Origin of the sequence: Colwellia sp. BRX8-7 (assembly GCF_014077275.1) — a bacterium.
Taxonomy (GTDB): domain Bacteria; phylum Pseudomonadota; class Gammaproteobacteria; order Enterobacterales; family Alteromonadaceae; genus Colwellia_A.
Genome location: NZ_JACGVP010000007.1, coordinates 84,534 through 97,189, shown reverse-complemented (window position 1 = coordinate 97,189; position 12,656 = coordinate 84,534). Strand labels below are relative to the sequence as shown.

At 39.1% G+C, this 12,656-nt stretch carries 7 protein-coding genes and 4 tRNA genes; 9 read left to right on the top strand and 2 right to left on the bottom strand.

Going from position 1 to position 12,656, the window contains the following annotated elements; genetic code table 11:
- Window positions 1–51: 51 nt before the first annotated feature.
- Window positions 52–3,573, bottom strand: a complete 3,522-nt coding sequence (locus H4J57_RS08715; RefSeq protein WP_182242530.1) for a BACON domain-containing protein — start codon at window positions 3,571–3,573, stop codon at window positions 52–54.
- Window positions 3,574–3,764: 191 nt separating this feature from the next.
- Between H4J57_RS08715 and H4J57_RS08710 the strand changes: the two genes are divergently transcribed.
- The 7 genes from H4J57_RS08710 (at window position 3,765) to H4J57_RS08680 (ending at window position 8,530) form a co-directional block, all read left to right on the top strand.
- The gene (locus H4J57_RS08710; protein WP_182242529.1) at window positions 3,765–4,211 is read left to right on the top strand and encodes a regulatory protein RecX; all 447 of its coding nucleotides are present in this window, start codon (window positions 3,765–3,767) and stop codon (window positions 4,209–4,211) included.
- A 44-nt stretch (window positions 4,212–4,255) separates the two neighbouring features.
- Window positions 4,256–6,880, top strand: coding sequence for an alanine--tRNA ligase (gene alaS / locus H4J57_RS08705; RefSeq protein ID WP_182242528.1), 2,625 nt, complete (start codon window positions 4,256–4,258; stop codon window positions 6,878–6,880).
- A 412-nt stretch (window positions 6,881–7,292) separates the two neighbouring features.
- Window positions 7,293–7,502 carry a carbon storage regulator CsrA gene (gene csrA / locus H4J57_RS08700; protein ID WP_070375981.1) on the top strand — a complete coding sequence of 70 codons (210 nt, stop codon included), beginning with the start codon at window positions 7,293–7,295 and terminating at the stop codon, window positions 7,500–7,502.
- Between the two features lie 343 nt (window positions 7,503–7,845).
- A tRNA-Ser gene (locus H4J57_RS08695) sits at window positions 7,846–7,937 on the top strand.
- Between the two features lie 90 nt (window positions 7,938–8,027).
- Window positions 8,028–8,104, top strand: a tRNA-Arg gene (locus H4J57_RS08690).
- 94 nt (window positions 8,105–8,198) lie between these two features.
- Window positions 8,199–8,275 (top strand) — tRNA-Arg (locus H4J57_RS08685).
- A gap of 178 nt (window positions 8,276–8,453) precedes the next feature.
- Window positions 8,454–8,530 (top strand) — tRNA-Arg (locus H4J57_RS08680).
- Between the two features lie 385 nt (window positions 8,531–8,915).
- Here H4J57_RS08680 and mutH read toward each other — a convergent pair.
- Window positions 8,916–9,584 (bottom strand): DNA mismatch repair endonuclease MutH, encoded by a 669-nt coding sequence (gene mutH / locus H4J57_RS08675; protein WP_310733713.1) that lies wholly within the window; start codon window positions 9,582–9,584, stop codon window positions 8,916–8,918.
- A gap of 161 nt (window positions 9,585–9,745) precedes the next feature.
- Here mutH and rppH point away from each other — a divergent pair, with 161 nt between their 5' ends.
- Window positions 9,746–10,252 (top strand): RNA pyrophosphohydrolase, encoded by a 507-nt coding sequence (rppH, locus tag H4J57_RS08670; RefSeq protein WP_182216909.1) that lies wholly within the window; start codon window positions 9,746–9,748, stop codon window positions 10,250–10,252.
- 113 nt (window positions 10,253–10,365) lie between these two features.
- Entirely contained in the window at window positions 10,366–12,642 is a 2,277-nt protein-coding gene (gene ptsP, locus H4J57_RS08665; protein WP_182242527.1) for a phosphoenolpyruvate--protein phosphotransferase, read from the top strand.
- The last annotated feature ends 14 nt before the right edge of the window (window positions 12,643–12,656 follow it).

Genomic DNA, 12,656 nt, shown 5'->3' with positions numbered 1-12,656 from the left:
TAAAAATCCCGTGCGAGCACGGGATTACATAAGTGCAATATGTAGCTGAGCTTAATCAGGAATATAATCAAGTACTAAACTATTTGCAGTCGAATTGTAGTGAATAATTCGCTGGTAGTTTGGCGATATATAACTGTCAACAGAACCAGCAGTATATCCGACGGTAAATAAGGCTTGTTGGTTTTCATCATATTTACTGAGAATAAAAACGCCACTACTATCGAAACGATAGAAATAACTATTATTAGCCGAGTCAATGGCTACGTTAACCGTTCGTATACTCGCTCGTAAAACGCCTTGGTCAGTAAAACTTGTACCATCAAAAGTTGTCCACTCTGAAGTGGTGCTCGCTGTATAAAGGTCTGCACCACGACTACTGGTGACTATATTTGATAAAACGCCACTATAAGCGCTGTTAATATTTTCATTACTGGCAATTTGTTGAACACTTTCAGCAGTAAAGGCATTGTACGCTAAGGTATATTGTAGCAATGCTGAGGTGTTAGCGTTATAAGCAATAACATGATTGCTTGCCGGAACGTCATAGATAATGGGGGAGTTGAAAGTATTTTCTCTATCCCAGAACTGCACCGCTAAGGCTAAGTTTGCATATTCTAACGCTTGACTGATAACAATGGCTTTACCGGCGATCATCGCGATAGTTTTAGGCCTAAATTGTAGATCTATGTCAGCAGCTGGCAGTAAGTTAATACTGAAATCGTTAAGGTTTATTTGATAATGATTAATACGCGTTTGTGGCTGCCCATTTTCATCGTTGTAGTTTTCACTATTTGAAGCTAACAAGAGTGAGCCATCAGGGTGAATAACCAAGTCGGTTAAATCAACACCGCCAAGCGGTGAATTAATCGTTGTTATTGCAGCGCCAGTAATAATATTAAACACTTTTATCACATCACCTTGGCCGATATAAATATTAGGACGCAGTGGGTCTAATACGACAGCTGAGGTATTAGGTGTAATATCAGTGATAACAATTTCACTGATGCTTGTTGTGTCAAAATCGCCTTTTTCAAAGCTGACTTTTATTGTACCTTTGACGCTTTCAGAACTATTGACCGGTGCTAAGGTGATTTCGCCATAGTACAAACCATTAGTCGTTATTTTGCTTGGATCGGCGTCGATCGCTAGGGTATTATTAACGGTATCAGCCGTTAACGTTAACCAATTAACATTACTTTGTGCTTGCCAAGCTACCGCACTGGATTTATTGGTGACAATATCTACCGTATGACTGAGCGTTGACTTGTCCGCTTGTGAAGTAAAGGTTAGTGCTGAAGCGTTACTGAATAACCTTATTTCATCAACCGCTAACTCAATCACTACTTGTACATTGATACCCGTCTCTGGGTCGGTAATAGTAATGATACCGGTAAATAAACCCCAACCGATGATCTCATTTGAATCAATGGAAATAACAAGCGTTTTACTCTCTTGCGTTGTTGTTTGAGTCAAAGATAACCATGAAACATCTGTTGTTGCTTGCCATGAATCACTCACGCCTGAAATAGTCAATTCCTGGCTAGCAACGCTGGTATTGCCTAAGGTAGTATTAAAGGACAACTGAGATGCCGACACATCAAACTGCGCTAAAGTTACCATTTCTATTTGAGTACTATTTACCGCGTTCACTAACAAGCGTTTATTATCAGATGAAATATCAATGCTGGTGGGCTGTTGTCCCTGAGTTTCAATGGTAGCAGTCAGTGCTGATGCTTGGTTGTAAACATTCACAACGAAGCCGCTAGCGGGAACAAAACGAAGATAATGGGCAAAATTGTTATTCGACTTTTCAACAAATAACGTCGTTGCACCGTCTGCTTGGTTGAGTAATCCCATATCTGTAAAAGCGGTGCCATCAAAGCTAATGTGTTCACTTGTTGGGCTAATAAGATAAAGCGCCGTTTCGTTATCATTAACGACAAAGCTTGAAATACTATCGGCTTCAGCTAACCGTTCTGGTTTATATTCATGGGTTAAGCTCGTAATGATTTTATCTTGACTAAAGTCATTAATTTTTGCGTTATAGCGATTTAAGGTTGCCGTTTGAAAGTCTAGTGCATATAAAGCTTCTGTTTCACTGGCTTGGTCAATGGTTGCCGTGAAAAATATATTTTCACGATCCCAAAATAAACGTTGTAACTCTTCATCTGCGTATTCAAGTGTTTGTGTGACAATAAAGTATCGGCCAGAAAATTGTACGTAACGGCTAGGTTCAAACTCTATGGTTGGTGATGCAATTTCAGTAAAACTATAATCGCTTAAATTGATATTATAACGATGAACAACTTCAGTGGTGGTCTCGTCTTCATTGATAACAACTTCAAGCGCTTTTGCTAGTAATTTACTACCGTCAGGATGAACAATAAATTGCTCAAGTAGGGTGTTATCAGGAGCGATAGCGATGGTTGCAATTAATTCACCACTATATTGTTGATAAACAAGTAAGTTGTTTTCTGAGCCAACATAAAAGTAGGGCATGTTAGGTGCTGCTATCACGGTATCGATATTTGCGGCTATGTCCGTGATGACTTTAGTTTCTGTTTGCTCAGTACTTTGAAATAATGATACCGGCAGAACATGCCCAATAACAACTTCATTTTCAATGGCATTGAGGGTTATTTCAGTTTGACTTATCGCCGCTACCGGCATGGCATTCACATCAACAGCAACCTTAAGAAAGTCATTGTCGAGTTTTGTTAAGGTTAACCAGGTTGAGGCGGAACTTGCTTGCCAATTTATTTCAGCGCTGCTGTTGGTACTGACTTTGATGGTTTGCTCAAGCACTGAAATATTCGCGGTTGACGTAAAAGCCAAGCTGGCTTGGTTGGCATACAAATATTGATTATCTAAACCAACTTCTACAGGGATAAGCTTAGTATCACCCGTTGTTGTTTCGGTGAGCATAATATTTCCGCTTGCTAACTGCGCGGCAGTAAAACTGCTAATATTGGGGGTAACGGTGACCGTTGCATCACCTGAGCCCGAAGATATGTCAAAAGTTATCCAGTCAATATCACTGCTTAACTGCCAGTTATTACTTTCACTGGTGATAGCGATTGTTTGGCTAGGAATGCTGACATCACCAAAGGTGCCACGAAAACTGACCAGCTCAGTATCTATATTTGCTTGCCAAATAAGTAATGAAACGTTGATGTCATGATGCACTAGGGTTGCGCCATTATCAGAGAGTTCGCCCGTTGAAAAACGCAGCTTTGTGGCGTATTCACCTAAATTAATTTGGTCTGCTTGGGTTAAATCAATATGAACAGTGGCAGAATTACTGGTTAGGTTTTCAGTTCTAAAGGCTAGCCAGCCCACGGGTTGGGAGTCAGGGGCATAACCCACTAATAAACCGTCGCCAGCAAAAGTAACATTAACGGTTATTGAATCGTCAAACTCAGTAATTATCTCATTGCTAAAGCTAATCGTTGAAACATCAGCGTTAATGGCGTAATTTTTTGATTTATCATTAGAACCACCACAGGCAGAAAGCAATAATGTTATACAAAAAATGGTGAACATTTGACTGAGGTTCTTAAAACATACCTTCATACAGATCCCTGTTTTATTTTGCTGTTTATCTGCAAACTTTACGCTTACTTTTATAACAACTTATTCTGCGTGATTATTCACTCAAAGTAAAAACTTATTATTTATCTAAAATTTAAATAATTGAACACTATAATTATCCGTTAATTTAAAGGTAAAATAAGCGGTAAAACGTCTTTAAAGGTGATGAATCATTGAACAAAGCTATCTTACATTGTTCGGTAGGTATCCTCTCTCGTCGCGAGCATTCTTATGAAGAGTTAATGCAAAAGCTCAAATTTCGTCAACACAGTGAAGATGAAATTACGCCAGTCCTTGAATTTCTAATTAAAAAAAACTATCTGAGTGACCAACGTTTTGCCGAATCTTTGTTTGGTAGCCGCCTTAATAAAGGTTATGGTTGGCTTTATATTAGCAATGAATTGGAACAAAAAGGTGTTTGCGATACTATTATAGTTGAACTGAGTAAAAATCAGCAAATTGATTGGTATCTTCAAGCCGAGCTTGCGTATAATAAACGCTTTGGCGAAAGTACAATTAAAGACCAAAAAGATAAATTAAAACGCATTCGATTTATGCAGTCTCGAGGTTTCTCTTCGGATGAAATCATGATATTGATTAAATATACTTATAGCGATTAAACGAATAAATTCAAGAATTAACTTTTCAGAGAGTGAACATTCCCATGATTAAAACTAGTGCACAATTACGACAGACTTTTTTAGACTTTTATGCTTCGAAGCAACATCAAATTGTTCCAAGTAGTTCATTAGTTCCAGGTAATGACGCGACGTTATTATTTACCAATGCTGGTATGGTTCCTTTTAAGGACGTTTTTTTAGGGGCAGAGAGCAGAAGTTATACCCGTGCAACCTCGTCGCAACGTTGTGTTCGTGCGGGTGGTAAACATAACGATCTAGAGAACGTTGGCTACACGGCGCGCCATCATACTTTCTTTGAAATGTTAGGTAACTTTAGTTTTGGTGATTACTTTAAAGAAGACGCTATACGTTTTGCCTGGGAATTTTTAACCGTCAAATTAGCCTTACCTAAAGAAAAGCTATTAGTGACTGTTTATGACAGTGACGAAGAAGCCTTCGCTTTTTGGCGTGACGAAATAGGTATTCCGGTAGATAAAATTATTCGTATCGGTGATAAGTCACCCAGTAAAAAGTACGAGTCAGACAACTTTTGGTCAATGGGTGATACGGGGCCATGTGGACCTTGTTCTGAAATATTCTATGATCATGGTGAAAATATTTTTGGTGGACCTCCAGGCTCACCAGATGAAGATGGTGATCGTTTTATTGAAATTTGGAACTTAGTCTTCATGCAGTACAACCGTCATGCTGACGGTACTATGGAAAACTTGCCAAAGCCTTCTGTTGATACAGGTATGGGCTTAGAACGTATTTCAGCGATAATGCAAGGCGTGCATAGCAATTATGAAATTGATATTTTTCAAGGCTTAATTAAAGATACTGCTGAATTGTTACAGTGCAATGATTTAGAACATAAGTCTTTGCGTGTAATTGCCGATCATATTCGCTCATGTAGCTTCCTAATAGCCGATGGTGTTATGCCTTCAAACGAAGGTCGTGGCTATGTATTACGTCGTATTATTCGACGTGCCGTACGCCACGGTCATAAATTAGAAGCAAAATCACACTTCTTTCATCGACTAGTTGTTTCATTAGGTAAGCAAATGGGTGAAGCCTACCCTGAGCTTATTAGCCAACAAGCGGTTATTGAAAAAATATTACGTATCGAAGAAGAGCAATTTGGCCGCACCCTAGATCGTGGCATGATCTTACTTGAAGATATTTTAGCGAATCTTAAAGGCGACACTATTTCAGGTGACGATACCTTTAAACTTTATGACACCTATGGTTTTCCTGCCGATTTAACGGCAGATATTGCCCGAGAACGTCAATTAAAAGTCGACCACAATGGTTTTGACATTGCTATGGGACTTCAACGCGAACGTGCTCAGCAAGCAAGTCAGTTTGGTTCTAACTATAACGACCAGCTTAAATCTGATCACAACACGCAGTTTAAAGGTTATACCCGTAATGAATTCTCCGCAACGATTGTTGAATTATTCAATAACGAAGCGTCGGTTGCTGAATTAAAAGCAGGCGAGCAGGGCATTGTTATTTTGGACAAAACACCTTTTTATGCGGAGTCGGGCGGTCAAGCAGGAGACCAAGGCCTTCTTCATATTGATGACGGTATATTTGAAGTACATGACACCACTAAAATGGGTAATGCCTTTGCTCATAAAGGAATTGCTCGCGTAAATATTGGCTTAAATCGCCTAGTAAAAGCAGAAATAAATACTGAGCGACGCGCAGCTATCGTTAAAAACCACACGGCTACTCACCTTCTTCATGCCGCTTTACGTAGCGTCTTGGGTGAACATGTTACGCAAAAAGGTTCGTTATGTGATGCTGAAAAGTTACGCTTTGACTTCTCTCACTTTGAAGGAGTTACCGCGCAAGAGTTGCAAACTGTTGAACGTCTAGTTAACCAAGAAATACGTAATAACTTGTCTCGTGAAACCAACTTAATGCAGATAGACGAAGCTAAAGAAAGAGGCGCTATGGCTTTATTTGGTGAGAAATACGACGATGAAGTACGAGTGGTTACTTTAGGTGGTTTTTCTACCGAGCTTTGTGGTGGTGTTCATGTTGAGCGTACTGGCGATATTGGCTTTGTTAAAATAGTGTCAGAATCAGGCATAGCTGCAGGTGTTCGTCGCATAGAAGCTGTTTCGGGTGAGTGTGCACTTGCTTTTACTGAGCAGCAAGGTTCAAATCTAAGCTTAGTTGCCTCAATGGTTAAATCTGATGTGGCGAGTATGCCAGGAAAAGTTGAGCAATTAATTAGTCGTGGTAAGCAACTCGAAAAAGAAATTCAAATCCTAAAGCAGCAAGTAGCGGCTCAAGCCGGTTCTGATTTAATCAGTGAGGCTGTAGATGTTAATGGTGTGAAGGTACTTATTGCAGATTTAGCAGGTACCGAGTCTAAAGCGCTTCGCGGCATGATGGATGAACTCAAGAATAAAATAGGCTCAGGGATTATTTTATTAGGCACAGCATCAGATGGAAAAGTAGGTTTGATCGCTGGTGTAACTAAAGATCTCACTGGACAGGTAAAAGCTGGTGATTTAGTTAATGCTGCAGCACAGCATGTCGGTGGCAAAGGAGGTGGGCGTCCAGATATGGCACAAGCTGGTGGCAACAAGCCAGAGAATTTACCCATGGCATTAGACACAGCGAAAGCATGGTTAATTGACCAGTTATCGTAATATTATAGTAAGCTAATATATTTCATTAAGGAGCGTTTTAGCTCCTTTTTTGTGGGTAAATCTTTTAAATAGTAAATTAGGTTACTTAGCGGTTAATGCAGAGTTAACATACGTCAACTACAATATTAATAATAACAAATAGTTATAATTATTTCCAAAAAATAACTTTATTGCTTGAATAAGCTTGCTAGAATGCCAATATTGGTTATAAGTGCAAAGTTAATAACTGATTATCACTCGTGGTAATAAAATCTTTGTAAATAGTGGTAAAACTGGGTCTTAGTGAACTTAAGTAACTATTTTTTACAAAGTTTTTAATTTTTATTATGTACTTTTACCAAAATTAAACTAAATTTATTACTAGCTTATAATTTTTTAGTGGACTGGCTTTTAAACATAAAGGATATTTAGGATGTTAATTTTAACTCGTAGGGTTGGTGAAACGTTAATGATTGGTGACGAAGTTACCGTCACTGTTTTAGGTGTAAAGGGTAATCAGGTTCGTATTGGCGTAAATGCGCCAAAAGAAATATCTGTTCACCGTGAAGAAATTTACATGCGCATACAAGCAGAAAAAACAGGAAGTGACAGTAGCGAAGCCGAAACAGGTAATAAATTTTAGCTTTGTTGAACACCTTCATTAAAAAAAGTCGGCAATTGCCGACTTTTTTAATGACTAATATTAATTTTTTTAGCATTAATTTAGTGACAATAATCTTTTTGAGCTTGAAAAATAGCCTTGTTGGTTGAAATCTCGGCAAACAGATTTAAAAGTACAGAAAAATAGAAAATATTGTTGACTTATTTTCTCGATCCATTAGTATTCGCACCCACTGGAGATGTGACCGATTGGTTGAAGACGCTCACCTGTTAAAGGAGTATCTGGCTACTAGCCTGATAGAGAGTTTTTTTCTAAGATGTATTTCAAAGTACGTATTAGAACTCAACAGTAAAGAAGTAAAAATGGAGAGCTGTCCGAGTGGCCGAAGGAGCTCCCCTGCTAAGGGAGTAACGGCTTTAAATCCGTTCGAGAGTTCGAATCTCTCGCTCTCCGCCATTACTTTTATTAAAGGTAACTGCGGTAAAAGTAATAAATGCAAAGCAATTTGCTATCTTTAGACTAAGATATAAAAAATAGTTCATGTGAGGGCGCGTAGCTCAGCTGGATAGAGTACCTGGCTACGAACCAGGCGGTCGCAGGTTCGACTCCTGCCGCGCCCACCACTTTTCTTTATTGAAATGTGGACTAAGCAAATATCATAGCTTATAAAATTAATAGATATTATCTTCAAACGAGATATTAAATAAGGTTTAATGTGGGCGCGTAGCTCAGCTGGATAGAGTACCTGGCTACGAACCAGGCGGTCGCAGGTTCGACTCCTGCCGCGCCCACCACATTTGCTGTAAAGCTGGAATAAACCAATCTTCGGATTGGTTTTTTTTCTTCTGGAATATAGCAGTTAAAAACTCAAGTATCATCCTTAGGAGGTATTTTGAGTTGTTAAGCAAATGCCAAGGCTTATAAAAATAATGGGTGTTATCTTTGAACAAGATAGTAAATAAAGTTTAATGTGGGCGCGTAGCTCAGCTGGATAGAGTACCTGGCTACGAACCAGGCGGTCGCAGGTTCGACTCCTGCCGCGCCCACCACATTTGCTGAAAAGCAGAAATAAACCAATCTTCGGATTGGTTTTTTTTCGTCTAAAGTAAAGTGATAGTGTATCGAACCTGCTGGAGAGATCGAGCATATAATAGCAGCTACGAAACTAACCGCTTCCGATCGCAGGTTCGATTCCTGCCGCGCCCACCACATTTGCTGAAAAGCAGAAAAAAACCAATCTTCGGATTGGTTTTTTTTCGTCTAAAGTAAAGTGATAGTTTATCGAACCTGCTGGAGAGATCGATTATATAAGAGTCGCTACGAAACTAACCGCTTCCGATCACAGGTTATTCGCCTGCTAGCACCGCCATATTTACTAGTAAACTGAGCCGTTTTGTTGGTTATTGTAAACATCTGCTAATAAAGGGGCTGTGCTTAATCAATACGCAAATGATTACGTAATAACATGTGTGTAAAAGATGTTTTTAAATAAAAGCCACGAGGCAGTGTTCGAAAGGGCTCGCCGTGTTTATTAAAGGCTTGTGTTTTAGCTTGGCTATTGGCCGCTTTTGGGCGAAGTTGTAACACTTGGCCATGTTTTCCTGAGATGTTTTCTACTTCACCTAATACAATCATATCGGTAAGCTCTTGCCAGTCTAGGGCAAGTAATTGCTCTTCTTCATAAGACGGGGACCAAATAAAAGGGGTGCCAACTATACGCTCACCTATTGGTATATGTCGTTCAGAAATTACCGGTACCCATAAAACACGCGCCATTTTGTTACGTATATGGCTGGTTTTCCAACTAGCCCCCACTAAGCCGGTCAAAGGTGCAACACATACAAATGTTGTCTCTAAAGGTTTGCCTTGCATTGTAATGGGTAACGATTTTAATTCAATACCTAAATGTGGAAAGTCAGGTTCAGGTTTTGACCCCGCACTAGCGCCAAGGACCTGTTCAAGTAAAAGACCTATCCAACCTTTTTCTCTGGTTAAATTCTCAGGGACTACTACGCCTGCTTCTTCAGCTATTTCAGCTAAATTAAGTCCAGCAAGCGCTTGCGCTCTTTTTAGTAAATCATCTTCGTTAGTAGGGATATTAATTTTAATGAGTAAACTCTTTAGTCGTGACTTTTCTTTACTCAGTATAAAGATTCATAACTTTTGACGCTATGTCTAGATAAAATAAAAAATTAATTAATTGCCCGCAAGCCCATATTATGGAAGAATCAAGATATATTTTATGAAAGTTATTGGGAATTCCTTTGATAGATGCCGAAGGCTATAGAGCTAATGTCGGCATAGTCATAATCAATGATAGAGGACAAGTATTTTGGGCTAGGCGTTATGGTCAACACTCGTGGCAATATCCACAAGGGGGGGTTGATGAGGGAGAAACAGCAGAAGAAACCATGTACCGAGAATTACACGAAGAAGTGGGATTAAAACCGGAACATGTCAGTATTGTTGCTTCGACCAAACACTGGTTGAGATATAAATTACCAAAACGTTTAATTAGGCATGAAAGTAAACCTGTTTGTATTGGGCAAAAACAGAAATGGTTTTTACTTAAGCTAACTTCAGAAGAGTCTGCGGTTGATTTACTTCACTCTGATCATCCAGAGTTTGATGATTGGCGTTGGGTAAGTTACTGGTACCCAGTGCGTCAGGTAGTGTCTTTTAAACGTGAAGTTTACCGTAAAGTGATGAAGGAATTTGCTCAGGCGTCTATGCCTTCTTATCGCCATCAAAACCGTAAACGTCGTAGTTGATTATTATTATGTAGCAGTTTTATACGACAAAACAAAAATGTATAATATACCCGTATCACTTAAAGATGACCCTATATCTTAAAGTGAACGGGCATTTTTATTTAAGGAGCCGTATGTTAACTATCCTACGGAGAATTGTTCTAGAATTTAGCCAAAACGCTGAACTCGACAGTGCATTACATCGTATGGTGGAACAAATAAAAGAAACGATGAATACTGACTGTTGTTCAATTTATCTTGCTGACCACCTCAGACAACATTTTTTATTGGTTGCCTCTGACGGTTTGGCAGAAGGTTCATTAGGTCAAACAACCATCGGTTTTACTGAAGGCTTAGTCGGTTTAGTTGGCCAGCGAGAAGAACCACTTAACATTGCTAATGCGCAAAACCATCCTCAATTTATTCATGCCCCTGAAGTTGAGGAAGACGAATTAAATGCCTTTCTGGGGACCCCCATTATTCATCGACGAAAAGTGCTGGGCATACTGGCGATTCAACAAAAAGAGGCTAGGCATTTTACCGAAAATGAAGAAGCATTCTTAGTTACCTTATCAGCCCAATTAGCTACTTCATTGGCCAATGCTGAAGCTAATGTGTTAATCACAGAGCAAGATGCTAATAGTCATTGGACTAAAGCATTACAGGGTGTTGCTGGCTCCTCAGGGGTAATGATTGGTGAAATGTTTGTTGTGTATCCAGCGGTAAGTTTAGCTTCTGTTTCTTTACAACGAACTAAAACCCCAACGCTAGAGTTACAATTTTTTGAAGAAGCCGTGGCGAAAACACGCATAGATTTTGATTTCATGGCCAGTAAGTTACAAGGGATTATTGCGGAGAGTACTTTAGATATTTTCGATATGTATAAGCAATTATTAAATAATGCAAATATTACTAAAGAAGTTACCCAGAAAATAATATCAGGTTGGACTGCTGAAAGTGCTTTAAAACAAATCATTGATAGCTATATTATTCAGTTTGAAGCCTTAGATGACCGTTATTTGCGTGAAAGGGCCAGTGATATACGCGATTTAGGTAATCGATTATTACTTAACTTAAAAAAACTAAATATAAAAGAGCAACAACTTCCACGAGAATTTATACTAGTTGCTGAAGAAGTAACGGCAGCTATGCTTGCACAATACCAGCACCAAGGCTTAAAAGGTGTAGTCTCGCTTCAGGGCTCCAATAATTCTCATGCTGCTATTTTAGCAAGAGCACTAGGTGTGCCAGCGGTAATGGGTATTGAGAAAATTTCGCTTAGTCGATTACACCAGAAGAACTGTATTGTAGATGGCTTTAGTGGTGAGCTTTTTGTTCAGCCTAATGAAGCCTTACAACGTGAATATCAACACTTAATCACTCAAGAGATATTACTCGCCGATAAGGTTAAAAAAGTAGCGCAATTGCCTGCTATTACCAAAGATGGTCAAACCATTGAGTTGCAACTTAATGCTGGGCTTTCATCAGGGTTTGAATATTCAAAAAATTCAGGTGCTGTAGGGATCGGTTTGTATCGTACTGAAATTCCTTTTATGAACCGCAGCTGCTTTCCCTCTGAGTCAGAGCAAACTGAACTTTATCGTCAAGTATTAAGTGCTTTTCCTGATCAACCTGTAACTATGCGTACCTTAGATGTTGGTGGTGACAAGTCGTTACCTTATTTTCCGATAAATGAAGATAATCCATTTCTTGGTTGGCGTGGTATTCGTATTACACTTGATCATCCTGAAATTTTTCTCTTACAAGTACGAGCAATGTTGCGAGCGAATGTTGGCTTAAATAATTTAGAAATTATGTTGCCGATGATTTCAAGTACTTTAGAGGTAGACGAAGCAACTCGTTTAATCAATCAAGCTTATTATGAACTGTCTGGTGAACTTGATTTTATCGGTGAAGAAAAGCTCACTCGTCCAAAAGTTGGTATAATGATCGAGGTGCCAGGTATTATTTATCAATTGCCTGAATTAGCCAGTAAAGTTGATTTCTTTTCGGTGGGCAGTAATGATTTAACTCAATATTTATTAGCAGTTGACCGAAATAATGCCCGCGTATCAGCGTTATATAATTCATATCATCCAGCTGTTTTAAGAGCGCTTAACCATATTGCAGAACAATCAGCTCGCTCATTGGTACCCTTGAGCCTATGCGGCGAGCTAGCCAGTGAACCAGCAGGCGCTTTATTATTATTAGCGATGGGATATGACAAATTGAGTATGAACGCGCATAATATCGCAAAAATTAAATGGGTGATCCGCCATGTTGATTTTCATCAAGTAAAAATGATGTTGGCACATGTGTTAACCCTTTCAACATCCAAACAAGTACACAGTTATTTAAATGAACAACTTGAACAATTCGGTTTAAGTAGTTTTGTACGTGCCGGTAGGTAATGTATCCGGTTAAT

Bases quoted from the DNA above. Each gene is read 5' to 3' on its own strand.
- ptsP (WP_182242527.1), top strand. From the start codon at position 10,366: ATGTTAACTATCCTACGGAGAATTGTTCTAGAATTTAGCCAAAACGCT.
- csrA (WP_070375981.1), top strand. From the start codon at position 7,293: ATGTTAATTTTAACTCGTAGGGTTGGTGAAACGTTAATGATTGGTGAC.
- H4J57_RS08715 (WP_182242530.1), bottom strand. From the start codon at position 3,573: ATGAAGGTATGTTTTAAGAACCTCAGTCAAATGTTCACCATTTTTTGT.
- alaS (WP_182242528.1), top strand. From the start codon at position 4,256: ATGATTAAAACTAGTGCACAATTACGACAGACTTTTTTAGACTTTTAT.